This is a genomic window from Burkholderia pyrrocinia (assembly GCF_003330765.1).
GTDB classification, from domain to species: Bacteria; Pseudomonadota; Gammaproteobacteria; order Burkholderiales; family Burkholderiaceae; genus Burkholderia; species Burkholderia pyrrocinia_B.
The window spans coordinates 175,573-197,916 of sequence record NZ_CP024902.1; the positions used below are offsets into that span (position 1 = coordinate 175,573).

The following is a 22,344-nucleotide window of genomic DNA, read 5'->3' on the forward strand; positions in this document are numbered from 1 at the left end:
ATTCGTTGTTCTGGCACGCCGCGCGGGCGCGCCGGGTGTGATTTCGCAGGGCGGCACGCCGCCCGGCCCGTTACGCAGCGAGGACCTTGCCGTTGCGCACGAACGGCAGTTTTACCACGCGCGCGGGAAGTTGCTTGTCGCGAATCTGCACCTGCACGGTGTCACCGATCTGCACGGCCGCCGGCACGCGCGCGAATGCGATCGATTCCTGCATCGACGGCGAGAACGTGCCGCTGGTGATCTCGCCTTCGCCGTGCGGCGTGATGACCTTCTGGTGCGCGCGCAGCACGCCGCCCGCCTTGCCGTTTTCCTTCTGCAGGATCAGGCCGACGAAAGCGGCGCGCGAGCCGTCGCGCTCGAGCACGTCGCGGCCGACGAACGGGCGCGGTGCTGTCAGGTCGACCGTCCACGCGAGGCCCGCGTCGAGCGGCGAGACGGTGTCGTCCATGTCCTGGCCGTACAGGTTCATGCCGGCCTCGAGGCGCAGCGTGTCGCGCGCGCCGAGCCCGCACGGGCGCACGCCGTTTTGCTGCAGCGCGTTCCACAGCGCTTCGACGTGCACGGCCGGGACGATCACCTCGAAGCCGTCTTCACCGGTATAGCCGGTGCGCGCGACGGTGAGATCGCCGAACGGCGTGCCGGCGACCTGCGCGGCGTTGAACGGCTTCAGCTCGCTCGTCGCGGCGCGCGCGGCGGGCACCGTCGTCCAGGTCTTTTCGCGGGCGTTCGGGCCCTGTACGGCGACGATCGCGAAATCGCGGCGTGGCGCGATCGTGACGCCGTAGCCGCCTTGCTCGTTCAGCTGGTTGAACCACGCGATGTCTTTCTCGGCAGTGCCGGCGTTGACGACGACGCGGAAGAATTCTTCGGTGAAGTAATAGACGATCAGGTCGTCGATGACGCCGCCCTGCGGATTGAGCAGGCACGAGTAGAGCGCCTTGCCGGGCGTCTTGAGCTTGCCGACGTTGTTTGCGATCGCGTGCTCGAAGAATGCGCGCACGCGGCTGCCGGTGAAATCGACGACGCACATGTGCGACACGTCGAACATGCCGGCGTCGGTGCGCACGGCTTCGTGTTCTTCGATCTGCGAGCCGTAGTTGACGGGCATGTCCCAGCCGCCGAAGTCGACCATGCGGGCATTGAGCGCGCGATGCGCGGCGTTGAGCGGGGTGTGATTCAGTGCAGTCATCGAGGCCTCAGGCAAGGCGCTTGCGCGCGGATCAGAACGGCCATGTGCCGACCGCCGCGGCCGATGCCTGCGAGCGATCCGGTACATGCCCCTCTGTCCTCGATACCTGAGAGATTGCGCTGCGGGCAAAGCCCGGCGAACGCGCGCCCCTTCGGTGGGCAGCTTGCCCGCGCAGCATGTGCGCAGCGGGCTACTGCCGCTCTCCAGAGTGCGGGGAGAGTGCAGCCCGCGCAATGCGCGGACGGGATTCCCCGACGCGGTCGGTCCTTTTGCCTGAGAGTTTGCGGGTGTGCCCCTTCGGCGGCGCGACCGGTGTTGAAGCAACACGGTCACACTCTCTCCCGACGCGTGCGGGCGACTGTACGCGAGCGGGTGGGCATTGTCAATTTGAGCAAAAGAATGTCGCTTCGCGACAAGCGGCGGCAGCCTGTGCCGCCGCTTTTTCCGCTCCGCTCCGGCGGGCGCCGGGGCGTTACTCGCCGATCGCGCGCGCGGCCGTGTCGAGTTCCTGGTTCAGCACGCGCTGCTCGTCGCCGGACAAGCCGCCGCTGTGCTGCGCGGACATGTCGTTCGCTTCCTGGCGGATCACGTCGAGGCGGTGGTGAAGCTGCGCGCCATACGGCGGCGGGTAGTAGCCGCCGTTCACGCGCGCATCGGTGCGGCGGTGCAGGTTATCGATCCGGCCCTGGATCTGCTGCATCCGCTCGTTCGCGACGACCTGCGGATTCGGCCGCGGCGGGGGCGCCGGACGGACCGGCTGCTGCGGCTGCACGATACAGGCCGCGAGCGAGGAAACCAGCACGCAGCACGCTGCTGCGCGAATCAACCGTTGCATCAACATTCTCCTGACGGATTGGTGTCGGATCGACTTTTTTGAGAAACGCGTCAGACCGGTCTATCGCTGACTTTCGTTCCCCGGGCATTTGTAACCGAATGTTCCGGCTGATCCAGGCGCATGCGTGCCGGCCGGCCGCAACCGGCCGGCGCGCGGCGTCAGACCGTGCGGCGCACGAACGGCAGCCGGCGGCCGTCGTGCTCGCTTTGCGCGGCGAGTTCGATGATCGCCATCACGTCGACGGCGTCCTGCGCCGTGACGGGGAACGGCGCGCCGTCGCGGATCGATGCGGCGAGCGCGCGGTAGAACTCCGCGTACTGGCCGTCGAGCGTCGGCACCGGGCGCTCGACCTCGACGTCGCCGTCGAGCACGCGCAACAGGCCGGGCGGGTTGCCGCCGCCGAATTCGACGTCGTCCGCGGTGAGGCCCGCCTTGAGCTGGTCCTCCTGCGTGTCGAGCCCGAACTTCTGATAGCTGCCGCGCGTGCCGTGCAGCGTGAAGCGGGCGGGTTCGATCGCCGCCAGCGTGCTGGCATGCAGTGCGACGTCCTTGTCCGGATAGCCGAGCAGCAGGTGCACGAAATCGGGCGCCGTGCCGTGGTCGCGGCGCGTCTTGACGGTCGCGCCCACCGTTTCCGGCAGGCCGAACAGCGCGAGCGCCTGGTCGATCAGGTGCGGGCCGAGGTCGAGCAGCAGGCCGCCGCCGCGTGCGGGCTCTTCGCGCCAGCGCGTGCGCGGCGTCGGCCGGAAGCGGTCGAAGTGCGACGCGAAGTAGGTGAGCCGGCCGAGCTCGCCCGATTCGACGATGCGGCGCACGGTGAGGAAGTCGCCGTCCCAGCGGCGGTTGTGGAACGGCGCGAACAGGCGGCTGCGCGCGTTCGCGAGCCGCGCGAGCGCGAGCGCCTCGTCGGCGGTGAGCGTGACGGGCTTGTCGACGACCACGTGGCGGCCGGCTTCGAGTACCTGGCGCGCGAGCGTGAAGTGCGTGTCGTTCGGCGTGGCGATCACCACGCACTCGATGTCGTCGAGGCCGAGCAGCGTGTCGAGGTCGGGGACGACGCGCGCGTCCGGATACGCGGCTTGCGCACGATCGGGCTGACCCGTCGCGATCGCGGCGACCTCGGTGCGGCCGCTCGTGGCGATCACGGGCGCGTGGAACGTCGCGCCGGCGAAACCGAAACCCATCAAACCAATCCTGAGCAATGACGACATGGCAATCCCTGGCTGCGAAGGAAACTAAAGGATGGCGCGCCGAGACGGCGCGAATACGACCGGCTATTTTGGCATGGCGCCGCCGCTTGCACCGGCGCGCTGGGCGAAACGCGCGGGATGACGCGGCGCGTGCGCGAGGGAAGCCGGCATTTTGCGCGGACCCGCGCGCCGCGCGTACTTGGCCGCCTGCCCGGCAACGCGGTGGACGGCCGGCGCCCGGGCGCCGTGCCGCGTCATGCAGCCGCCCGCTGCAGCACGGCGGCCGCGACCTGCGCGGCCCACGCCGTGCATGCGGCTGCGCCGGGATGGAAGCCGTCGGCGGCCATCAGGCGGCGCTCGAGCGGCAGCGCGACCCGCAGGAACGTACAGTGCGGCTGCGTGGCGGCCCAGTTGGCGAGCGCCGCGTTGAGCCGCTTCGCGCGCCGCCCGAGATACCACGCGAGCGGTTGCGGCAACGCCGGAAAGCGCTCCATCGGCGGCACCGCCGACAGGATCGCGTGCCCGACCCGGAAGCGCGCGGCGAGCAGCCGGACGAGCTCGGCCTGCTGCGCCTGCCAGCGGGCCGGCGGCACGCCGCCCGTCACGTCGTTGACGCCGAGCGACGTCACGGCCACGTCGAACGGTTCGGCCGGCTCGGCGGCGAGCCAGTCGACGAGATCCTGCGTGGTCAGGCCCGTGCGCGCGAGCAGCTTCCAGCTCACGCGGTGCGTGGCCGCCAGCGCGCTCGCCAGTTGCCCGGACAGCGCGTCGCGCTGCGTCGCGACGCCGACGCCCGCGGCGGCCGAATCGCCGACCAGCAGCACGCGCAGCGGCGGGCCGTTGCCGGCAACGCCCTCGCGCGGGCCGGCCGCCTCGGGCAGCCGCGGCGTGACGCGACGCACGTAGCGCCCCTGCGCGAACAGCAGCGGGCCGAGGGCGGCAGTGGCGAGCGGGTATCCCATGATGATGTCGATCCGGTAGCGGTTCATGCGGGCCGGCGCGGGGCGGCGCCGGGGTCTGCGTATTGTGGCCGATCAGTGCGCGAACGGGGCCGGATTGGCCGGACGGACAGGGTGCGGCCGGGCGGCCCCGTCCGGCGGCGCTCCCGAAATGCGCGCCGCCGACGTGTTAACATGCGCGTCCTGCCCGCGTGTCCGCCTGCTTCGCCAGCCCGCCGCGCACGGCATCCTCCCGGCATTCCGCCGTCAACCGCAACACCATCCGCCATCATGTCCGCAGGCCTCAATCCCGCCCAGAACGAAGCGGTGCGCTACCTCGACGGTCCCTGTCTCGTGCTCGCCGGCGCGGGCAGCGGCAAGACCCGCGTGATCACGCAGAAGATCGCGCATCTGATCGAAGCGAAAGGCTTCGAGCCGCGCCACATCGCCGCCGTGACGTTCACGAACAAGGCCGCCGCCGAAATGCGCGAGCGCGTGTCGAAGCTGCTCGAAGGCAAGACGCTCACCACGCCCGGCAAGGAAGGCCGCAAGGTGCCCGTCAACCAGCTCACCGTCTGCACGTTCCACTCGCTCGGCGTGCAGATCCTGCGGCAGGAGGCGGAACACGTCGGGTTGAAGCCGCAGTTCTCGATCATGGATTCCGACGACTGCTTCGGGATGATCCAGGAGCAGCTCGGCACGACCGACAAGGGCCTGATCCGCAAGATCCAGAGCATCATCTCGCTGTGGAAGAACGGCCTGATCATGCCCGAGGAGGCGATGGCGATCGCGGCCAACGAAGACGAGCACCAGGCCGCGCTCGTCTACCGCAACTACGTCGCGACGCTGCATGCATACCAGGCCGTCGACTTCGACGACCTGATCCGCCTGCCCGCCGAGCTGTTCGCGAAGAACGAGCAGGTGCGCGACCGCTGGCAGAACAAGCTGCGCTACCTGCTGATCGACGAGTACCAGGACACCAACGCGTGCCAGTACGAACTGCTGAAGCAGCTCGCGGGCCCGCGCGCGGCGTTCACGGCGGTCGGCGACGACGACCAGGCGATCTACGGCTGGCGCGGCGCGACGCTGGAGAACCTCGCGCAGCTCGGCAAGGATTTCCCGAAGCTGCACCTGGTCAAGCTCGAGCAGAACTACCGGTCGACGGTGCGCATCCTCACCGCCGCGAACAACGTGATCGCGAACAACCCGAAGCTGTTCGAGAAGAAGCTGTGGTCCGAGCACGGGATGGGCGACTCGATCACCGTCACGCCGTGCAACGACGAGGAGCACGAGGCCGAATCGGTCGTGTTCCGGCTCTCCGCGCACAAGTTCGAGCGGCGCACGCAGTTCCGCGACTACGCGATCCTGTATCGCGGCAACTTCCAGGCGCGGATCTTCGAGCAGGTGCTGCGGCGCGAGCGGATCCCGTACGTGCTGTCGGGCGGCCAGTCGTTCTTCGACAAGGCCGAGATCAAGGATCTGTGCGCGTACCTGCGGCTGATCGCGAACGCCGACGACGATCCCGCGTTCATCCGCGCGGTCACGACGCCGCGCCGCGGGATCGGCAACACGACGCTGGAAGCGCTCGGCTCGTTCGCGGGGCAGGCGAAGGTGTCGCTGTTCGAAGCCGTGTACATGGGCGGGATCGAGGCGCGGCTGTCCGCGCGGCAGGTCGAGCCGCTGCGGATGTTCTGCGACTTCATCCAGCGCCTGACCGACCGCGCGGACAAGGAACCCGCGACCGTCGTGCTCGACGACATGATGGAGGCGATCCACTACGAGGCGTACCTGTACGACGCGTTTGACGAGCGGCAGGCGCAGTCGAAGTGGCAGAACGTGCTCGAATTCCTCGAATGGCTGAAGCGCAAGGGCACGAAGCCCGAGAAGGAGGCTGTCGACGGCGAGGCGGAAGGCTTCCACAACGCGGACGGGCTCGCCGATACCGGCAAGAACCTGCTCGGCCTGATCCAGACCGTCGCGCTGATGTCGATGCTCGAGGGCAAGGACGAGGATCCGGACGCCGTGCGGCTGTCGACCGTCCATGCGTCGAAGGGGCTCGAGTATCCGCACGTGTTCCTGGTCGGCGTCGAGGAGGGCATCATGCCGCACCGCGGCGGCAGCGAGGACGACGGCCCGATCGACAGCGAGCGGATCGAGGAGGAGCGCCGGCTGATGTACGTCGCGATCACGCGCGCGCAGCGCAGCCTGCATCTGAACTGGTGCAAGAAGCGCAAGCGGGCACGCGAGACGGTCGTGTGCGAGCCGTCTCGCTTCATCCCCGAGATGGGGCTCGACGAAGCGCCGCCGCCGACGCCGGAAGAGGCGCCGATGTCACCGAAGGACCGGCTCGCGAGCCTGAAGGCATTGCTGCAGAAGTGACGCAGCGGTTCCGTCAGGCGCACGGCGGTCCGATCGTGCAAAACAAAACCCCCGCGATGCGCATGCGTCGCGGGGGTTTTTTACTGGTTGGCGTTATTTCGCCGCGTTGACCATGTAGTCGACGGCCGCCTTCACGTCGGCGTCCGACGCGTTCGATCCGCCCTTCGGCGGCATCGCGCCCTTGCCGTGCAGCGCGTAGTTGTAGACCGTATCCATCGAGTCCTTCAGGCGCGGCGCCCAGTCTTCCTTGCTGCCGAACTTCGGCGCGCCGAGCACGCCTGCCGCGTGGCAGGCCTGGCAGGTCGACGTGTACAGCGCCTTGCCGGCCGATGCCGAATCGGCGCCGGCCGGTGCGGCTGCGGGCTTTTCGCCGGCCTTCGGGATCGCGGCGAGCGCAGCCTGCGCCGCGGCGATTTGCGCGCTGGCGGCATCGGCCGTGCCCGATGCGCCTGCCGCGCCGCTGGCGGCCGTCGCTGCGTTGGCGGCGGGCGCGGCCGGTTCGGGGAAGTTCGCGCCGTCGTTGTTCGCCATGTAGACGATCGCGCGGGCGATTTCATAGTCGCTGACGTCGTCGGGGCTCGTGCCGCCGCGCGGCGGCATCGCGCCCTTGCCTGCGAGGGCCGTCTTCAGCAGCGTGTCGAAGCCTTGCGAGATGCGCGGCGCCCAGTCGTCCTTGTTGCCGAACTTCGGTGCGCCGGCGGCGCCTGTGCCGTGGCAGGTCACGCAGACGGCCTTGTAGACTGCCTCGCCGGTCTTGTACGTGCGTGGCGCGTTGGCGTCCTTCACGTCGACCTGCGCGAGCGGTGCGACGCGCGTGGCGACCTGTTCGTCGGAGAGCGCATCCGTGCCGGCGCCCGAACGGAGCGCGTGATTCGCATAGTTGGCGAGCAGGATGATGATGACGATCGGAATCGCGAACGACGCGATGATGACGGCAATCAGTTGCCCGGGGGTTTTGACGGGAGATTCATGGTTGGGTGCTTCGCTCATGCTTGCCTCGTCTCCGTGAATAGGAATTGTGAGCGCGGTGCAACGGCAAAATGGCTGTCCAAAATGAAGCTCGGACGATTATAGACGGAACGTTTACATCACGGCGAGCGGCGCGATGGCGCGTGTTTACCCGCACGCGGGGCGGCTGTGCGGGCATTCGGCGGGCGCGGTGGACGCGTCATGGGAAACCGGGTATCCTTGCCGTCTTGCCAATCGTGGGCGGCCTGTTTATTGGGGTCGCTTCACTGTCTCACGCGCCCGTAGCTCAATGGATAGAGTACTGCCCTCCGAAGGCAGGGGTTGCTGGTTCGATCCCAGCCGGGCGCGCCAAAACATGCCTGTTCAGGCTCTCGGCGGTTTCGCCGCCTTCCCGTTTATTTCTCGCAGTGATCTTGCCGCCATTGGGTAGCTATCGGTGTTTTCGACGCTGTGCGCGCATCCGCTCGGGCGAAACGATTTGCCGGCCGGATTCGACGTGCCGGCGGTCCATTTGAACGCGCCGATCGAACCTGTCGATCGAAATGGGAAAAGCCGCGTCGCATCCGGCGCGGCGATCATCGGATGAGCACATCACCTTCTGTTCAGTTCATCAACGGGCCGGACGGTACGCCGGCCTTCGTCGTGATTCCGTACGCCGACTATCTCGCGCAGCAGCGTGACGAGCGCGTCGCGATTCCGCACGAAGTCGTGACCCGCGCCGTGTTCGACGGCAGCTCGCCCGCGCGCGCATGGCGCGAGTATCTCGGCCTGACGCGGGCCGAGGTCGCGCAGCGGCTCGGTATCAGCCGCGCGACCTACGCGAAACGGGAGAAGCGCGAGAAGCTGCGCAAGTCGATGCGCAAGAAGATCGCGGCCGCGCTCGACATCACGCTGGCGCAGCTCGATTTCTGACGCGCGGCGCGGCGCGGCGCGGCGCGGTGCGTGTCGTGCCGGCCGGGCCTTGCCGCGATCGGGCGGGATGCCGGACAGCGCCGGGGCGGGCGTCGTGCGGCGTCGCCGTTGTGCGAGAATCCCCCGCAACGACAACTCAAAGCGTCGATCGCGGCGGCCGTCCGCGCGTCGCGCCGACCCCCGATGGCTGCCATTCCGTCTACCCCGACCGCAGTCGATGCCCGCGTGCTGCCCGACACGCAGCAGGCGCTGCTCGCACGCCTGCATGCGTACTCCCCTGACGATCCCGACGCGCCGCTGCCGTACAGCCGCCGCCTTGCCGAAGCCGAAGGCTGGCCGCACGCGCACGCGCTGGCCGTGATCGACGAATACAAGCGCTTCGCGTTTCTCGCGCAGGCGGCTGGGCATCCGGTTACGCCCTCGGTTGCCGTCGACGCCGCCTGGCATTTCCATCTGCAATACACGATCGAATACTGGGACGTGTTCTGTGCCGACGTGCTGTGCGCGCGGCTGCATCACATGCCCGGCACCGGCGCGCCGGATGAAGCGACCGTGTACGCGCAACGCTACCGCGACACGCTGGACAGCTATCGCCGGCTGTTCGGCTGCGAGCCGCCCGAATCGATCTGGCCGCCGTCCGCCGGCCTGCAAGCCGTGCCCGGATCGCCGGAGCTGGACGTGACGGTCACGGGCGGGCCGGGGGAGCCGGATTCGCCGGCCGCCCCGACGGCCGGCAGGACCTGGCGTGACCGGCTGCCGAAATTCGTCTGGCCCGCGGCCGCCGCGAGCGTCGCCGCGACCTGCGCATCAGCGCAGGACTTCAACGTGCTGAACTACACGGGGCCGCAGTTTCTCGCGTTCTACGTGCCAGCCTGCGTCGTTGCGTTGCTGCTGATCGCGGGGCTGCAATGGATCGAGTACCGGTTGCGGCGCCGGGGCGGCCGCAGCCGCAAGACGTCGCCTGCGATGTCGGCGGAGGAAGCCGCCTATCTGGTGGGCGGCGAGTCGCGGGTCGCCCAGGTCGTGACGCTGTCGCTTGCGCATGCGGGCGCGATCGAGCTGCGCACCGTTCCGAAACACGGCGGCTACGTGAAGATCGGCGACCTGGAGCGCGCGGGCCCGTACGAAGGCCACTGTGCGTGGCTGCAGGAACAGCCGGACGGCGAAGTGCGCTACGGCGCGTTTCGCCAGCGTCTCGCGCAATACGTGCAGGAGGTCCGCGACGGGCTGCATGCACAGGGCTGGTTCTGGCTGCCCGGCGAGATGCGCGCGTCGCGCATGGCCGCGCGCGCGATCGCGCTGCTCGTGCTCGGTACCGGCGCGGCGAAACTCACGGTCGGCCTGAGCCGCGGTCGGCCCGTACTGTTGCTCGTCATCTGCATGGCGGCTTTTGCCATCGCTTACCGGATCCTCGTGCGGCGCATGACGGGCTTCGGACGCGGCGGGGCTACGGCCGCCGGTCAGGCTGCGCTGATCGCGCGCCGGATCTCGCACGACGCGCGCGACGCACGTGTGGTGCGGGAGGGGCAGGATGCCGCGAGCGCACGCGACACAACGGCCGGCGAGCGCGATACATCGGACACGCTGTTGTGGACGGCCGCGCTGTTCGGCGCCGGCGCGCTCGCCGGCACCGCGTGGGCGGCCTACTCGGGCACGGTGCTGGCACCGCCGCCGCTGGGGCCGTTGGCGGCGAAGGCGGGCGGCGGCTCAACCGGCTCGAGCGACAGCAGTTGCTCATCATCGAGCTGCAGTTCATCGAGTTCGTGCAGCTCCAGCTCGTGCAGTTCGAGCAGTTGCGGCGGGTGTTCGTCGAGCAACTGAGCCGAACCGCCTGATTTCGCCGGCGCCCGGTCGCCCGGGCGTCGTCGCTAACCGATTGCCGCGTCCGCGGCCGTCGCTTCCCGCGTGCCGGTTCCGGCCTCCGCTTCCGTCGTCTCCATGATCGCGACCCAGTCGAACGCCGGCATCGCGCAGAGCTGTTCGACCGTGGCCGCGTATTCGCCGGCCGTCGTGGCCAGATAGCGCAGCCGCTCCGTCCACTCGGGCAAGCGGCCTTGCATCGTCGTCAGCACGACGGTCAGCAGATCCTGCTCCGGCCGCGCGGCGATGGCCTGCAGCGCGGCCTGGATGCGGGCGGGATCGCCGCCGGCGTCGAGGAGCAGTACGCCGGGAATCGGCGCGTCCGGCCGCGGCGGCCGCACGGCCGTGCCGCGCTTGTCGACGCCCGCCCGGTAGATCTCGCGATGCAGCGGCAACCGGACCTGCAGCGCATCGTGCTTGCAGACCCGCGCCTGCGCGGTGCGGGCGAGCCGCCGGCGCAGCGCAGGCTGCGCGATCAGCCGGTCGATCGCGTCGTGCCAGGCCTGGGCGTCGTCGCCGGCGAGCAGCGCATCGTCGCCGTCGCTCAGCGTCACGCGATTGGCTGGCAGGTCGCTGGCGACGACGGCGATGCCGGCCACCGCGAATTCCTGCCGCTGGATCGGGTTCGCGCCCGCGTCGTCGGCGAGCGGCATCAGCGCGATGTCCCAGTCCAGCGCGCGCAATTGCTGTGCATACGCATGGTAGGCGTCGGGTGCAGGCCGCCATTCGGCCGCCGGATGGTCTTCCCAGCCGGTGGGCGCGTGCGCGCCGAAGAACTGCACGGCGACGCGGCCGGCGTGGCGTGCGCAGATCGACCGCAGCGCGGCGTCCACGCGCGCGAAATGCGCCGGCAGCAGTGCCTCACCCGCGACGCCGATGGTTACGCGACCGTCCGCGCGGGTCGGCACCGGGCGCTGGAACAGGTCGAGGTCGACGCTGTCCGGCAGCACGAACACGCGCGGATTCCACGGCCGGTATCGGTTCGCGAGATCCGGCGTCGGGACGACGACCGCGCATGCGTTGCCGAGCGTATAAGCGATGCCGGCCCACGTCGGGTCGTCCTGCGCCGAAGCCTGCGCGGCCGGCGGGCTGTCGGTCGCGTAGATCACAGGCTTGTCGAACGCGAAGATCGCCCGCAGCCCGTCGGGCGACAGCAGGCCCGGCGTGCGGCGGTCGAGCAGCACGGCATCGGCCGTGGCGATCGCATGGCCGTCGATCCTGCCGTCGACAATGCCCCACACGAGTTCCCACGCGTCGCCGAGCCGCGCGAACGGCAGCGCGACGCGCCGCTGCAGCGAGGCACCGTCGACCCGGTCGAACGCGTAGACGACGAGACGCTTCTTTCGCGGCACGGGCACGGGCGCGGGCGTGACGGCCGGGCGGCGCCCCTGTTCGGCGAGCCGCGCGTACAGCGTGCCGTAGCGCGCGGCATCGGCTTCGGCGGGCAGCACGTGCACCGATGCGTTGACGTGCCGGCCGGTGCGGGCCAGCGCATCCGACGGCACCGCGAGCGCATCGGCGCGCCGCAGCGCATCGTGCAGGGCGGCGCGCCCGCGCGCGTTGCCGGCGATTTCCGGCCAGGCCGACGCGAATGCGTCGAGCGGCCGGTCGACGTCGCAGACAACCGGCTTGCCGAGCGCGAACAGCTGCTCCTGCGCGGCGGACGACAGCAGGCCCGCGATCGCGCCGTGCAGGACGATCAGGTCCGCCCGCTGCAATGCGTCGAGATCGATGCCTTGCTCGCCGACCGGGAAATCGAGCGCCCACTCCCGCTCGAGCCGCCCGAACGCGTCGCCGAAGCGCACGCGCGCGGCCGGCTCGGCCGTCATGACGGCCAGGCGCCGCTTCGCACTCGCCGGGCGGCGCGCGGTCGACGGCCCGTGCGGACCGAGTTCGACGTCGCGTTCTTTTGCGCGTGCCTGGGTCTTGTCGACGAAGCGTCGAAGCTGCAGCCAGAAGGTCAGCTCTTCTTCCCGATAGACGTCGCGCGCTTCGTGCACGGTCGCCTTCGCACGCGCGATCTCGTCCGGATCCAGTCCCCACGCGATGCCCTTGCCGTTCATGACCCAGCGCTCCGCGTTCGGCAGCGACGCGTCGTTCAGGATGCACACGACCGGGCAGCCGCACATCAGCGCCTCGAAGGCCGCCGTGGACCACTCGTACAGGTACACGCATTCGACACGGCGAAACAGCTCGGCGAGTTCGTGCGCCGAGCGTTCCGGCACGCGGCCCGAGATCTCGATCGACCCGGCCGTGGCCGGATGCAGGCTGCCGCCGCGCCGCAGGTGACGGTTGATGAAGACGGCCGTGCCGCTGCGGGCTGCGTCGTCGACGCCGTCGCCGTGGAAGATGCGCGTGTCGACGAGCGGGATTCGCAGCAGGTCGGCCTGCCATCCGTCGGGCACGATCGTGGGACCGAACGCGAACACGAGGTCGCTCGGCGCGAGGTCGATCGGATTGCCGTTGATGCGGCCGGGCTCCGCGAGCAGATAGCGGGCGACGCAGCGCGCGCCGAACGGGTTGCCTTCGACGATCTCCGGATAGATCGCGATCGGGCTGCGCCCCGCGTCGGCGTGCGCCTGGACGATCGCCGGCGTCAGCACCGGCGTGCGCAGTTCGGGGTGCACGTCGGGCGTCTGGACATAGGCCTCGCAGCCGAGCAGGTTCAGCGTGTGGCACAGGTAGTGCATCGCGCGGACGCCGCCGGATGTCTGCAGGAAGGCGGGCACGGCGAGGTAGTACGGATGGTCCAGCGGGGCGAAGAGACGGGGCGCGTCGTTCATGGGTCGGGGGCGGAAATGCGTAATGGAGGGCGGCGGACGGCCGGTTACTGGCGGGCCCGGTAAAAATCGAACACCACTTGCAGGACGCGATCTTGTTCGGCCTCGCTCATCGCGTGGTATAGCGGCAGGCGCACGAGCCGGTTGGCGACGTCGTCCGTTACGCGCATGCCGGAGCCGCAGCGGCCGTAGTGCCGGCCGGCCGGCGAACTGTGCAGCGGCACGTAATGGAACACGGCGAACACGCCCGCGTCCCGGATCTGCTGCAGCAGATTCGAACGCTCGTCGAGGTCGCGCGCGAGGAAATAGAACAGGTGGCCGTTGCCATGCTCGCTCAACGGCAACGCGGGCAGCGTGATGTGCCCGGCGTCGTGAAGCGGGCGCAGCGCCTGCTCGTAGCGCCTGACCGTCGCGCGCCGCTGTTCGGTGATCACGTCGGCATGCTCGAACTGCGCGTACAGGAAGGCGGCGATCAGTTCACCCGGCAGAAAGGACGAGCCGACATCGACCCACGTGTACTTGTCCACCTGGCCGCGAAAGAATTGGCTGCGGTTCGTGCCTTTCTCGCGGATGATCTCCGCGCGCTCGACGAGTTGCGGATCGTTGACCAGCAGCGCGCCGCCTTCGCCGGCGATCACGTTCTTGGTCTCGTGAAAGCTGAGGCACGCGAGGTGGCCGATGCTGCCGAGCGGCTTGCCTTTCCACGTCGACTGGATCGCCTGTGCGGCGTCCTCGACGATCCATAGCCGGTAGTCGGCGGCGAGGTGCGCGAGCGTGTCCATGTCGCACGGCACTCCCGCGTAATGGACCGGGACGATCGCGCGCGTGCGGTCGGTGATCGCCGCCGCGACGAGTTTCTCGTCGAGGTTCAGCGTGTCGGGTCGAATGTCGACGAACACGGGCGTCGCGCCGCGCAGCACGAACGCGTTGGCGGTCGACACGAACGTGTAGGACGGCATGATCACTTCGTCGCCGGGCCCGACGTCGGTGAGGATCGCGGCCATCTCCAGCGCGGCCGTGCACGAGTGCGTGAGCAGCGCGCGTCGGCAGCCGATGCGCGCCTCCAGCCACGCGTGACACAGCTTCGTGAATGCCTGGTCGCCGGCCAGTCCGCCCTGCTCGACGGCCTTCGCGATGTAGTAGAGCTCCTTGCCGACGATGAAGGGGCGGCCGAACGGAATGCGGTCGAGGTTGGGGGGAGCGAACATGGCGGGACTCCGCGGGAGCATGGAGACGGGGGATCGACCGACGTCGGTCGGGTCAAGTGCTGGTTCTGACGAGCATCGTGAACTCGTAGAGCCCGTAGTCGTGCAGTAGCGCGACCTGCCGCGAGTAGCGGCGCTTGCAGTGATCGAACAGCGCGCAGGGATCGGCGTAGTACAGGCGCTCCGGGCGCATGTACGGCGGATCGGAATACGACGTCAGGCAGTTGAACGAGAAGCCGAGGCGGCTTGTTTCGTGCAGCATGTCGAGCGTGGCGTGAATATGCGCCAGCCACGCATCGCCATCGTGGCCGCGATGGACGTTGAAGAGGCCCGACGCGATGCCGAAGTCCGCGACCGCCCGCGGTGTGTCGCCGAGGTGGAACGATACGTTTGCGTTGTCGCGATGGCGCTGCCGGGCGGCGGCCACCATGTCCGACGAGATGTCGTTGCCCGCGTACGCAGGGCGGCGGCCTGCCGCGTGCACCACGAGAAAATCCACCAGTGCGCCGTAACCGCATCCGACGTCGTTCAGCGAAAAGGCGTCGGCGTCCGGCGCAACGATCTTCGTCAACTGTGCGAATCGCAGTTGCTGGCTGTCCTCGCCGTTCCAGTCCACGCCGCGCGCGGTTTGCCCGTGCTCGGCCAGGCACGCGCTGTAGTAGGCGGCGACGTCTGCCAGCAGGGGTGAGTGTCGGGAGTCGTCCATCGATATGTCCTCAGGTGCGGCCGGTCACGACGTACCGGCGCGCATCGGGGCCGCAGTGGAACAGCACGTCGAGCACGGTCACGCCGTGAACGAAATCGCCCCACAGCTGCGCATAGCAGGGATAGGCCGGATAGTCGAACCAGCGCACGGCGACGCGTGCGGACGCGAACCGGATTTCGTCGAGGTAGTCCCGCGCCGCGGGGCCCGACAGGTATTCGGTCGCGCCCGCCTGCAGGCAGAGGTTCAACAGCTTCTCCGTGCGGTCGCCCTCCAGCACGTAGTCGGACGACGACGAAATCCGCGTGGCGATGCCGAGTTGCCGATTGATCCATTCCAGCATGGCGCGGTTCAGCGCACTCAACGTATCGTGCCGGTGCTCCAGATAGAGCGCTTCGAGCTGTTCCGCGTACCGCGCGAAATGCGGCGCGCGCGCGTAGTTTTGCCGAAGACGCGTCCAGTGATGCTCCGCCCAGTCCGACCCGTCGATTTCGGTTTCGCGAATGCTCTGGTGATACCGTCCCTTCACCTTCACCGGCACGGTCAGCCACTGCACGCCTTGCGGCGTCTTGATCTGGTTGCGGTTGCGCCAGTCGCGCCGCGTGTACTGCGCGTCGTCGTAGAGAATGAACTCGTCGGTTGCGGCGATCAGGTCGAAGTAGCCCTTCCACGGGATGTAGTTGGACTGCACGATCGCGATTCGCTTCTGGGGCTGCGTCATGTCGTTCAGGCCGGGATGTGGCCGTACCGGTACATGTCGACGAGTTCGGGCGGAATGCCCCAGTCCGTCGCACCGAGCCGGTCGTGCAGCGCCTCGAGATCCGCGTGGATCGCGCGTTCGAGTTGCTCCACCATGCGGCTGCGCGCGGGCACGAAGTCGTGCTGGTAGGCCGCGTTGATCTGGTGGCGAACCGTTTTGGCGATCGCCGCGTCGCGTTTCAGCTGACGGATCAGCGGCCGCTCCGGCGCGAGCTGCGCATAGCGCGGATCGATCGCGAGGCCGCGCATGGCCGCGACGAGATCGCGGCACAGCACCGGCGAAAGATGGAAACCGTCGCGCTTGGTGCCGCCGAGAATCCACAGGTCCCGCACGCTGGTGGCGCCGATCAGCGGATAGAGGTCGGACGTCGTCGGCCGCCAGCCGACGTTGATGCCGACGAGATTCGCCCGCGAGAACCGCGAGTTGATCTGGTCCATTGCCGATTTGAGCAGCGTGTACGCGCTGCCGACGTGACCATGCTCGTGCGGCACCGGGCTGATGTAGTTGCTGGCGCCGACCAGCGTGCGGTCGGCGCCGTACGGGGCGGAATAGACGCCGCATGCCAGGCCGCGATTGGTCGTGCGGATGCAGTGCGTGTGCACGTTCTCGCTGCTTTGCAGTTCGATCGACGTGCCGATGCCGTAAAACAGCCGCTGCACGGGCAGCTCGGGCAGGCTGGCCTGCAGGACCCGGGTCAGGTTGGCGCCGTTGCAGAGCACGAACCGGTCGGCCTCGAGCACGGCGCCGTCGCTCAACCGGGCGCGAGCGGCGCGGCCGTTGGCGACGTCGAGGCGCTCGACTTCGGCGGACATGAAGGTGACGTTGCCGGCGCCCGCGACATGGGCTTCGAGCGCGTCGAGAAACTGTTTCGGGTTGACCCAGCCTTCGCGCTTCAGGTACAGGGCGTTCAGCGCGCGCTGCTGCGGGTGCGGGTGATAGTTCGGAATGCCAGCGGGATCGACGGCTTCGCACGGCTCCTCGAATTCGCGGCAGAAGCGGCGTACGGCCGCGAAGTTCTCGTCGTCGAGTGCGTCGGTCGCGGCATTGTTGAGCACGTAGGTGCCGAAGCCGTGCGCGACCGCGCGATCCGCCGTGCAGATCTCGGCGAACACGTCGGGCCACGCGGCGGTCGCCGCGCGGCTCAACTCGAACTTGAAGCGTTCGAGCGGCGTGCCGAGCGAGTCGGCTTCGAGTTCGGTGAACGAGTTGAGCATCGCCGCCGCCGCGCGCGTCGCCGAGCCGGGGCGATGCGCGTGGCCGACGACGACGAGCTCGACGCCCGGCTCGGCGCGCTGCCACGCACGGGCAGTCATGAGGCCGAGAATGCCGTTGCCGAGGATCGCGATCTTCATGTGCGCACCCCGCCGCCTTCCGGAAAGACCAGGTAGCACAGCGACGGATACGACTTCGCCTTGTGGATCTGGTGCGGGTGCTTGCCGAGCAGTTCGCGCACGTAGTGCATGCCTTCGGCCGGCGTCTGGCCGCCGCGCGTGAGTTGCCAGAACGCGATCACGCCGCCGGGCACCAGCCGTTTCATCACTGCGTCGAAGGCCTGGCGGGTCGGTCCCGGTACGTTGAGGTCGAACCAGGCGAGCGCGACGGCTTCGCCGGGATGCGTTTCGTCGAACGCGGCCAGCGTGTCGCGGCAGTCGCCTTCCCATACGTGATGCTTGCCGTTGATGTGGCCCATCGCGTTGTTGCGTTCATGCAGCGAGAGCAACTGGCGCAGCAGGTCCGCATAGTCGCCGGCGAGCGAGTACGTCCCGTCCGAAAACAGCTTGCGGTCGCGCGAGTCGTTGTCGGCGAAGCCTGCATAGCCTGTGAACGTATCGAACGCGTGAATGCGGCGCTGGAAGTTGAGCGGCTCGAGGATGGCTCGGAAGTTCTCGCAGAGCACGGCCGTCTGCCCGCGCCAGGTGCCGAGGTCGAGGATCGCGCCGGGCAACGGCACGATCTGCTGATAAACCTCGAAGGTCGCGAGGATCCGCGCGAGCAGCGAACCGCGCACGAACAGGCCGAGCGAGCGTTCGAGCTCCTCGCGCGTCGCAGGATAGGTCTGCATCAGGTCGAACAGTTCGCTTCGCGCGGCGAGCTGGTCGTCGTTCGAGTTGGAGATGATTGAGGACTCGTGCATACGCGGGGCTCCAGGCACTGAAGGGGCTTGGAGGGCATCCCCGCGGCGCGTGCCGGCAAGCGGCGTGCGCCCGGCGCGATCGTCAGCGCGGTGGACGCCTCCTAGTCTGATGCCGAGTCTATCGGCCACGGTCAAGATCAAACGACGGATTAGCGGGCCGTTTCACCCCGCATTTCGGTGAATGCCGCGCATGCCGCCACGGCGGCGGACCGTGGCCGAATGCACCGGTGCTGCTGGCGATCGTTGATGGACAAGGCTCGGCGCGATCGGGTGCGGTGGTTCGACGCCACCCGGCGACGCACGCGACGCGTGCCCGGCGCACGATCGGCTACCTTGATCCACGTCATGCAAACGCCCCGTCGGCCGGCCCGCGGGCGGCCGCGCAGTCGCGGGAAAAGCGACCAAATCCGCCGCCTGCTCAGCCGATTGGAACGGCGTGTGCGCGTCGAGAATGCTGGCATGTCGACGGCCGTCCGCGCGCGTGCCGTGCCGGCTTCCGCGCTTGCGCGCGCCCCGAATCGAACCCAGGTTGGCTTACCACGATGACAGATCTCACGATGCCCGACTCCCCCGTCGCCACGATCGACGCGGCGCTGGCGCTCCATCAGGCCGATCGGCTCGAAGAGGCCGAGACGCTGTACCGGCGGATCCTCGACGCCGAGCCGCGGCACGCGGATGCGCTGCACCTGCTCGGCCTGATCGGTCATCAATACGGGCGCTATCACGAGGCGTCCGAGCTGATCATGGCGGCGATCGAGATCCGGCCCGACGCGATCTACTACTACAACCTCGGCAACGTGATGCAGGCGCACAACCGCCCGGCCGCGGCCGCCGAGTGCTTCCGTCTCGCGACCGAGCTGCGGCCCGGCTACGTCGATGCGTACAACAACCTCGGCAACGCGCAGCGGCTCGCGGGCAACGCGCGCGCGGCCGTCGACGCGTTCTGCCAGGCGATCGCGCTGCAGCCCGACCACGGGCAGGCGTACAACAATCTCGGCAACGCGCTGCTCGACCTGAACGAGATTCCGGCCGCGCTCGAGGCGTACCAGCACGCGGTCGCGCTGCGGCCCGAGTTGCCCGAGCCGCGCAGCAACCTGCTGTTCGCGTATCACTACAGCGATGCGTTCGACCCGCGCGCGTATCTCGACGAAGCGGCCCGTTTCGACGCGCTCGTCAGCGCTCGCGCGCAGCCGTGGTCGACGTGGCTCGTCGACCTGACCGCGCGCATCGGCCGGCCGCTGCGCGTGGGCATCGTGTCGGGCGACCTGAAGTCGCACCCGGTCGGTTACTTCATCGAAGGGATGCTCGCGCACCTGAAGCGTGAGCGCATCGAATTGCATGCATATCCGACGCGCGACGTCGAGGACGACATCACCGTGCGGCTCAAGCCGCGTTTCGCGTCGTGGACCTGTCTCGCGGGCATCGGCGACGAAGCCGCCGCTGCGCGGATCCGCGACGACCGCATCGACGTGCTGATCGACGCGTCGGGGCACACGATCCACAACCGCCTGCCGCTGTTCGCGTGGAAGCCAGCGCCGCTGCAGGTGAGCTGGCCCGGCTATTTCGCGAGCACCGGCATGCGCGCGATCGACTACGTGCTCGGCGACCGCTACGTGATGCCGGCCGACGAGGCCGCGCATTTCGTCGAACGCGTATGGCACCTGCCCGACAGCTATCTCTGCTTCACGCCGCCCGCCGTCGAGCTCGACGCTGGGCCGCTGCCGATGCTCGCGAACGGCTATCCGACCTTCGGCTATTTCGGCAAGCTCGCGAAGATCACCGATCACGTGATCGGGGTATGGGCGCGCGTGCTGCGCGACGTGCCGCACGCGAAGCTGTTCGTGAAGGCGCCGCATCTCGACGACGCGCGCGAGCAGGAAGCGCTCGCGGCCCGCTTCGCGGCGCACGGCATCGACGCGGCGCGCCTGCTGTTCGAAGGCCGCTCGCCGCGCGGCGAGTACCTGGCCGCCTACCGGCGCGTCGACCTGATGCTGAGCCCGTTCCCGTACCCCGGCGGCACGACCACGGCGGAAGCGCTGTGGATGGGCGTGCCGGTGCTCGGTCGCCGCGGCGCGCGCTTCCTGTCGCACATCGGCGAAAGCCTGTTGCACGCGGCGCGCCTGCCGGAATGGATCGCGGACGACGATGACGACGCATACGTTGCGAAGGCCGTCGCGTTCGCGCGCAATCCGGCCGAGCTGGCGGTGCTGCGCACGACGCTGCGCGCGCAGGTGCTCGCCGCGCCGCTGTGCGACGCGCCCCGCTTCGCGCGCCATTTCGAGGACGCGCTGCACGCGATGTGGGCCCGCCACGTCGAGGCCGCGCCGGGAGCCACATCGTGAACGGCAAGTCCGTGCTCATCACCGGCGGCGCGGGCTTTCTCGGCTCGCACCTGTGCGAGCGCCTGGTCGGCGCCGGCTACGACGTGATGTGCGTCGACAACTTCTACACCGGCAGCAAGCACAACATCGCGCACCTGATGGGGCGCATCAATTTCGAACTGATTCGTCACGACGTGTGGCTGCCGCTCTACGTCGAAGCCGACCGCGTGTTCAACATGGCGTGCCCGGCGAGTCCGGTGCACTACCAGAGCGATCCCGTGTCGACGGTGAAGACGGCCGTGCTCGGCGCGATCAACATGCTCGGCCTCGCGAAGCGCTGCGGCGCGCGCATCCTGCAGGCGTCGACGAGCGAGGTGTACGGCGACGCGCAGCAGCATCCGCAGCAGGAAAGCTACTGGGGCAACGTCAATCCGAACGGGCCGCGCGCGTGCTATGACGAAGGCAAGCGCTGCGCCGAAACGCTGTTCTTCGACTATCACCGGCAGCACGGCGTCGACATTCGCGTCGTGCGGATCTTCAACACCTACGGCCCGCGCATGCGCGCCGACGACGGGCGCGTCGTGTCGAACTTCATCATGCAGGCGTTGCGCGGCGAGCCGATCACGCTGTACGGCGACGGCAGCCAGACGCGCTCGTTCTGCTACGTCGACGATCTCGTCGAAGGCCTGCTGCGGATGATGGACCAGGACGACGACACCGGCCCGATGAACCTCGGCAACCCGAGCGAGATCACGATCCGCGAGCTGGCCGAATGCGTGCTGCGGCTCACGGGCTCGAAAAGCCGCATCGAATATCGCCCGCTGCCGGCCGACGATCCGCTGCAGCGCCGCCCCGACATCGGCCGCGCGCGCCAGCGCCTCGACTGGCAGCCCGGCATCGCGCTCGAGGACGGCCTGAAGGAAACGATCGCCTATTTCCGCAAACAGGTGAATGCATGAGCCCTGATCTGATCGACGCCGCTTGCCCCGTCTGCGCGCACACCGTTGCCGCGCCGTTCTTCCCGGCCGGCGAGCGCACGCTCGCGACGCTCGCGTGGCCGACGTCCGCCGAAGCGGCGCGCCGGCTTCCGCGCCATTCGCTCGACTTCGTCCAGTGCCCGCAGTGCTCGCACGTGTGGAACCACCGGTTCAGCTACGACGCGATTCCGTACCAGAGCAACCCGAACCGGATGTTCAACAGCGGCGGGATCTGGAAAGGCCATCTCGCGGCCACCCGCGACCTGTTGCTCGGCGCGCTGCGGCCCGAACCGACGGTCGTCGAGATCGGTTGCGGCGAAGGGCATTTCGTGCGCGGGCTCGCGCAGGCGAGCCGCGGCGGCCGTTTCGCCGGCTTCGATCCGAACGCGAGCGCGGGCACCGGCCACGGCATCGAGTTTCATGCGCGGCTGTTCGAGCCGCTCGCCGACATGCCGACCTTCCGGCCCGATGCGATCGTCATCCGCCACGTGCTCGAGCACCTGACCGAACCAGCGAAGCTCGTCGAGCAGCTTGCCTGGGGCGCCGCGCGCCAGCCGAACGCGTGCTGGCTGTTCGCTGAAGTGCCGTGCATCGACCGCGTGTTCGAGACCGAGCGCCTTGCCGATTTCTTCTACGAGCACGTGTCGCAGTTCACGACGGAGTCGTTCCGCACGCTGATGGCGCGTGCGGGCGAGGTCGTCACGCTCGCGCACGGCTACGACGGCGAAGTCGTCTATGCGCTGGTGCGGCTCGGCGTGCCGGCGCAAGCGCGTGCACGCGCCGACGCGTCGACGCGGTTCGCGGCCCGGACGGTCGAGCACCGCGCGGCGATCGCCGGGCAGCTCGCGGCGCTGGCTGAATCGGGTCGGCGCGTCGCGATCTGGGGCGGCACCGGCAAGGCCGCCGCGTTCATCCATCACTTCGATGCCGACGCCGCGCGTTTTCCGCTCGTCGTCGATTCGGACCCCGACAAGGTCGGCAGCTACGTGCCGGGCACGGGCCAGAAGATCGAATTCCGCGACGCGCTGAAGGGAGCGCCGGCCGACGTGATCATCATTCCGACGCAGTGGCGCGCGCGCGACATCGTCGCCGAGATGTCGCGCGAAGGGATCGCGGCCGCGGCCGTGATGATCGAGCACGAAGGCCGGCTGATCGACTTCGGGCGCGAACCGCATCCGTATTGAGCGGCGCG

18 protein-coding genes, 1 tRNA gene and 2 riboswitches are annotated in these 22,344 nt (G+C 68.9%); of the genes, 8 read left to right on the plus strand and 11 right to left on the minus strand.

Features of this window, described 5'->3' with window-relative positions; translation table 11 throughout:
• Positions 1–70: 70 nt before the first annotated feature.
• The 4 genes from gcvT to CUJ89_RS00815 all read right to left on the minus strand — a co-directional run bounded on the left by gcvT (position 71) and on the right by CUJ89_RS00815 (position 4,176).
• Entirely contained in the window at positions 71–1,189 is a 1,119-nt protein-coding gene (gene gcvT, locus CUJ89_RS00800; RefSeq protein ID WP_114175497.1) for a glycine cleavage system aminomethyltransferase GcvT, read from the minus strand.
• An 83-nt stretch (positions 1,190–1,272) separates the two neighbouring features.
• A riboswitch (glycine riboswitch) is annotated at positions 1,273–1,406 on the minus strand.
• Positions 1,407–1,439: 33 nt separating this feature from the next.
• Positions 1,440–1,543: riboswitch (glycine riboswitch) on the minus strand.
• Positions 1,544–1,661: 118 nt separating this feature from the next.
• On the minus strand, positions 1,662–2,024 hold the full coding sequence (locus tag CUJ89_RS00805; RefSeq protein WP_114178442.1) for a hypothetical protein: 363 nt from the start codon (positions 2,022–2,024) through the stop codon (positions 1,662–1,664).
• A 158-nt stretch (positions 2,025–2,182) separates the two neighbouring features.
• Positions 2,183–3,235: an oxidoreductase gene (locus CUJ89_RS00810; protein WP_114175499.1), complete on the minus strand. Its 1,053-nt coding sequence runs from the start codon at positions 3,233–3,235 to the stop codon at positions 2,183–2,185.
• A gap of 233 nt (positions 3,236–3,468) precedes the next feature.
• Positions 3,469–4,176: an SGNH/GDSL hydrolase family protein gene (locus tag CUJ89_RS00815; protein ID WP_114178443.1), complete on the minus strand. Its 708-nt coding sequence runs from the start codon at positions 4,174–4,176 to the stop codon at positions 3,469–3,471.
• A 267-nt stretch (positions 4,177–4,443) separates the two neighbouring features.
• Here CUJ89_RS00815 and CUJ89_RS00820 point away from each other — a divergent pair, with 267 nt between their 5' ends.
• Complete coding sequence (locus tag CUJ89_RS00820; RefSeq protein WP_114175501.1) at positions 4,444–6,531, plus strand: UvrD-helicase domain-containing protein; 2,088 nt, start codon at positions 4,444–4,446, stop codon at positions 6,529–6,531.
• A 93-nt stretch (positions 6,532–6,624) separates the two neighbouring features.
• On the opposite strand, the gene CUJ89_RS00825 is transcribed toward CUJ89_RS00820, so the two are convergent.
• A complete protein-coding gene (locus tag CUJ89_RS00825; RefSeq protein WP_114175503.1) occupies positions 6,625–7,521 on the minus strand; it encodes a c-type cytochrome in 897 nt (298 codons plus the stop codon).
• A gap of 254 nt (positions 7,522–7,775) precedes the next feature.
• On the opposite strand from CUJ89_RS00825, the gene CUJ89_RS00830 reads away from it, so the two are divergent.
• The 4 genes from CUJ89_RS00830 to CUJ89_RS00840 all read left to right on the plus strand — a co-directional run bounded on the left by CUJ89_RS00830 (position 7,776) and on the right by CUJ89_RS00840 (position 10,233).
• Positions 7,776–7,851, plus strand: a tRNA-Arg gene (locus tag CUJ89_RS00830).
• An 85-nt stretch (positions 7,852–7,936) separates the two neighbouring features.
• The gene (locus CUJ89_RS37955; protein ID WP_161556521.1) at positions 7,937–8,086 is read left to right on the plus strand and encodes a hypothetical protein; all 150 of its coding nucleotides are present in this window, start codon (positions 7,937–7,939) and stop codon (positions 8,084–8,086) included.
• Positions 8,083–8,412, plus strand: coding sequence for a helix-turn-helix domain-containing protein (locus CUJ89_RS00835; RefSeq protein WP_114175505.1), 330 nt, complete (start codon positions 8,083–8,085; stop codon positions 8,410–8,412). The genes CUJ89_RS37955 and CUJ89_RS00835 overlap by 4 nt, the downstream gene beginning before the upstream one ends.
• 183 nt (positions 8,413–8,595) lie before the next feature.
• The gene (locus tag CUJ89_RS00840; protein WP_114175507.1) at positions 8,596–10,233 is read left to right on the plus strand and encodes a TIGR04222 domain-containing membrane protein; all 1,638 of its coding nucleotides are present in this window, start codon (positions 8,596–8,598) and stop codon (positions 10,231–10,233) included.
• Between the two features lie 47 nt (positions 10,234–10,280).
• Here CUJ89_RS00840 and CUJ89_RS00845 read toward each other — a convergent pair whose 3' ends face one another.
• Genes CUJ89_RS00845 through CUJ89_RS00870 form a run of 6 tightly spaced genes read right to left on the minus strand, consistent with a single transcriptional unit; the run spans position 10,281 to position 17,854 of the window.
• Positions 10,281–13,055 carry a glycosyltransferase family protein gene (locus CUJ89_RS00845; RefSeq protein WP_114175509.1) on the minus strand — a complete coding sequence of 925 codons (2,775 nt, stop codon included), beginning with the start codon at positions 13,053–13,055 and terminating at the stop codon, positions 10,281–10,283.
• 44 nt (positions 13,056–13,099) lie between these two features.
• A complete protein-coding gene (rffA, locus tag CUJ89_RS00850; protein ID WP_114175511.1) occupies positions 13,100–14,260 on the minus strand; it encodes a dTDP-4-amino-4,6-dideoxygalactose transaminase in 1,161 nt (386 codons plus the stop codon).
• Between the two features lie 52 nt (positions 14,261–14,312).
• Entirely contained in the window at positions 14,313–14,963 is a 651-nt protein-coding gene (locus tag CUJ89_RS00855; protein ID WP_114175513.1) for a class I SAM-dependent methyltransferase, read from the minus strand.
• A gap of 10 nt (positions 14,964–14,973) precedes the next feature.
• On the minus strand, positions 14,974–15,681 hold the full coding sequence (locus CUJ89_RS00860; protein WP_114175515.1) for a WbqC family protein: 708 nt from the start codon (positions 15,679–15,681) through the stop codon (positions 14,974–14,976).
• Between the two features lie 5 nt (positions 15,682–15,686).
• Complete coding sequence (locus CUJ89_RS00865) at positions 15,687–17,072, minus strand: NAD(P)/FAD-dependent oxidoreductase (protein WP_114175517.1); 1,386 nt, start codon at positions 17,070–17,072, stop codon at positions 15,687–15,689.
• Positions 17,069–17,854, minus strand: coding sequence for a class I SAM-dependent methyltransferase (locus CUJ89_RS00870; protein WP_114175519.1), 786 nt, complete (start codon positions 17,852–17,854; stop codon positions 17,069–17,071). The genes CUJ89_RS00865 and CUJ89_RS00870 overlap by 4 nt, the downstream gene beginning before the upstream one ends.
• A 542-nt stretch (positions 17,855–18,396) precedes the next feature.
• On the opposite strand from CUJ89_RS00870, the gene CUJ89_RS00875 reads away from it, so the two are divergent.
• The 3 genes from CUJ89_RS00875 to CUJ89_RS00885 are packed head-to-tail and all read left to right on the plus strand — an operon-like array spanning position 18,397 to position 22,336.
• Positions 18,397–20,196, plus strand: coding sequence for a tetratricopeptide repeat protein (locus tag CUJ89_RS00875; protein ID WP_114175521.1), 1,800 nt, complete (start codon positions 18,397–18,399; stop codon positions 20,194–20,196).
• On the plus strand, positions 20,193–21,134 hold the full coding sequence (locus CUJ89_RS00880; protein WP_201752258.1) for a UDP-glucuronic acid decarboxylase family protein: 942 nt from the start codon (positions 20,193–20,195) through the stop codon (positions 21,132–21,134). Before CUJ89_RS00875 ends, CUJ89_RS00880 begins: the two co-directional genes overlap by 4 nt.
• Complete coding sequence (locus tag CUJ89_RS00885) at positions 21,131–22,336, plus strand: class I SAM-dependent methyltransferase (protein WP_114175525.1); 1,206 nt, start codon at positions 21,131–21,133, stop codon at positions 22,334–22,336. The genes CUJ89_RS00880 and CUJ89_RS00885 overlap by 4 nt, the downstream gene beginning before the upstream one ends.
• Positions 22,337–22,344: the final 8 nt, after the last annotated feature.

Bases quoted from the DNA above. Each gene is read 5' to 3' on its own strand.
- CUJ89_RS00815 (WP_114178443.1), bottom strand. From the start codon at position 4,176: ATGGGATACCCGCTCGCCACTGCCGCCCTCGGCCCGCTGCTGTTCGCG.
- gcvT (WP_114175497.1), bottom strand. From the start codon at position 1,189: ATGACTGCACTGAATCACACCCCGCTCAACGCCGCGCATCGCGCGCTC.
- rffA (WP_114175511.1), bottom strand. From the start codon at position 14,260: ATGTTCGCTCCCCCCAACCTCGACCGCATTCCGTTCGGCCGCCCCTTC.
- CUJ89_RS00840 (WP_114175507.1), top strand. From the start codon at position 8,596: ATGGCTGCCATTCCGTCTACCCCGACCGCAGTCGATGCCCGCGTGCTG.
- CUJ89_RS00865 (WP_114175517.1), bottom strand. From the start codon at position 17,072: ATGAAGATCGCGATCCTCGGCAACGGCATTCTCGGCCTCATGACTGCC.
- CUJ89_RS00845 (WP_114175509.1), bottom strand. From the start codon at position 13,055: ATGAACGACGCGCCCCGTCTCTTCGCCCCGCTGGACCATCCGTACTAC.
- CUJ89_RS00810 (WP_114175499.1), bottom strand. From the start codon at position 3,235: ATGTCGTCATTGCTCAGGATTGGTTTGATGGGTTTCGGTTTCGCCGGC.
- CUJ89_RS00885 (WP_114175525.1), top strand. From the start codon at position 21,131: ATGAGCCCTGATCTGATCGACGCCGCTTGCCCCGTCTGCGCGCACACC.
- CUJ89_RS00835 (WP_114175505.1), top strand. From the start codon at position 8,083: ATGAGCACATCACCTTCTGTTCAGTTCATCAACGGGCCGGACGGTACG.
- CUJ89_RS00825 (WP_114175503.1), bottom strand. From the start codon at position 7,521: ATGAGCGAAGCACCCAACCATGAATCTCCCGTCAAAACCCCCGGGCAA.
- CUJ89_RS00805 (WP_114178442.1), bottom strand. From the start codon at position 2,024: ATGCAACGGTTGATTCGCGCAGCAGCGTGCTGCGTGCTGGTTTCCTCG.
- CUJ89_RS00855 (WP_114175513.1), bottom strand. From the start codon at position 14,963: ATGGACGACTCCCGACACTCACCCCTGCTGGCAGACGTCGCCGCCTAC.
- CUJ89_RS00820 (WP_114175501.1), top strand. From the start codon at position 4,444: ATGTCCGCAGGCCTCAATCCCGCCCAGAACGAAGCGGTGCGCTACCTC.
- CUJ89_RS00875 (WP_114175521.1), top strand. From the start codon at position 18,397: ATGACAGATCTCACGATGCCCGACTCCCCCGTCGCCACGATCGACGCG.
- CUJ89_RS00870 (WP_114175519.1), bottom strand. From the start codon at position 17,854: ATGCACGAGTCCTCAATCATCTCCAACTCGAACGACGACCAGCTCGCC.
- CUJ89_RS00860 (WP_114175515.1), bottom strand. From the start codon at position 15,681: ATGACGCAGCCCCAGAAGCGAATCGCGATCGTGCAGTCCAACTACATC.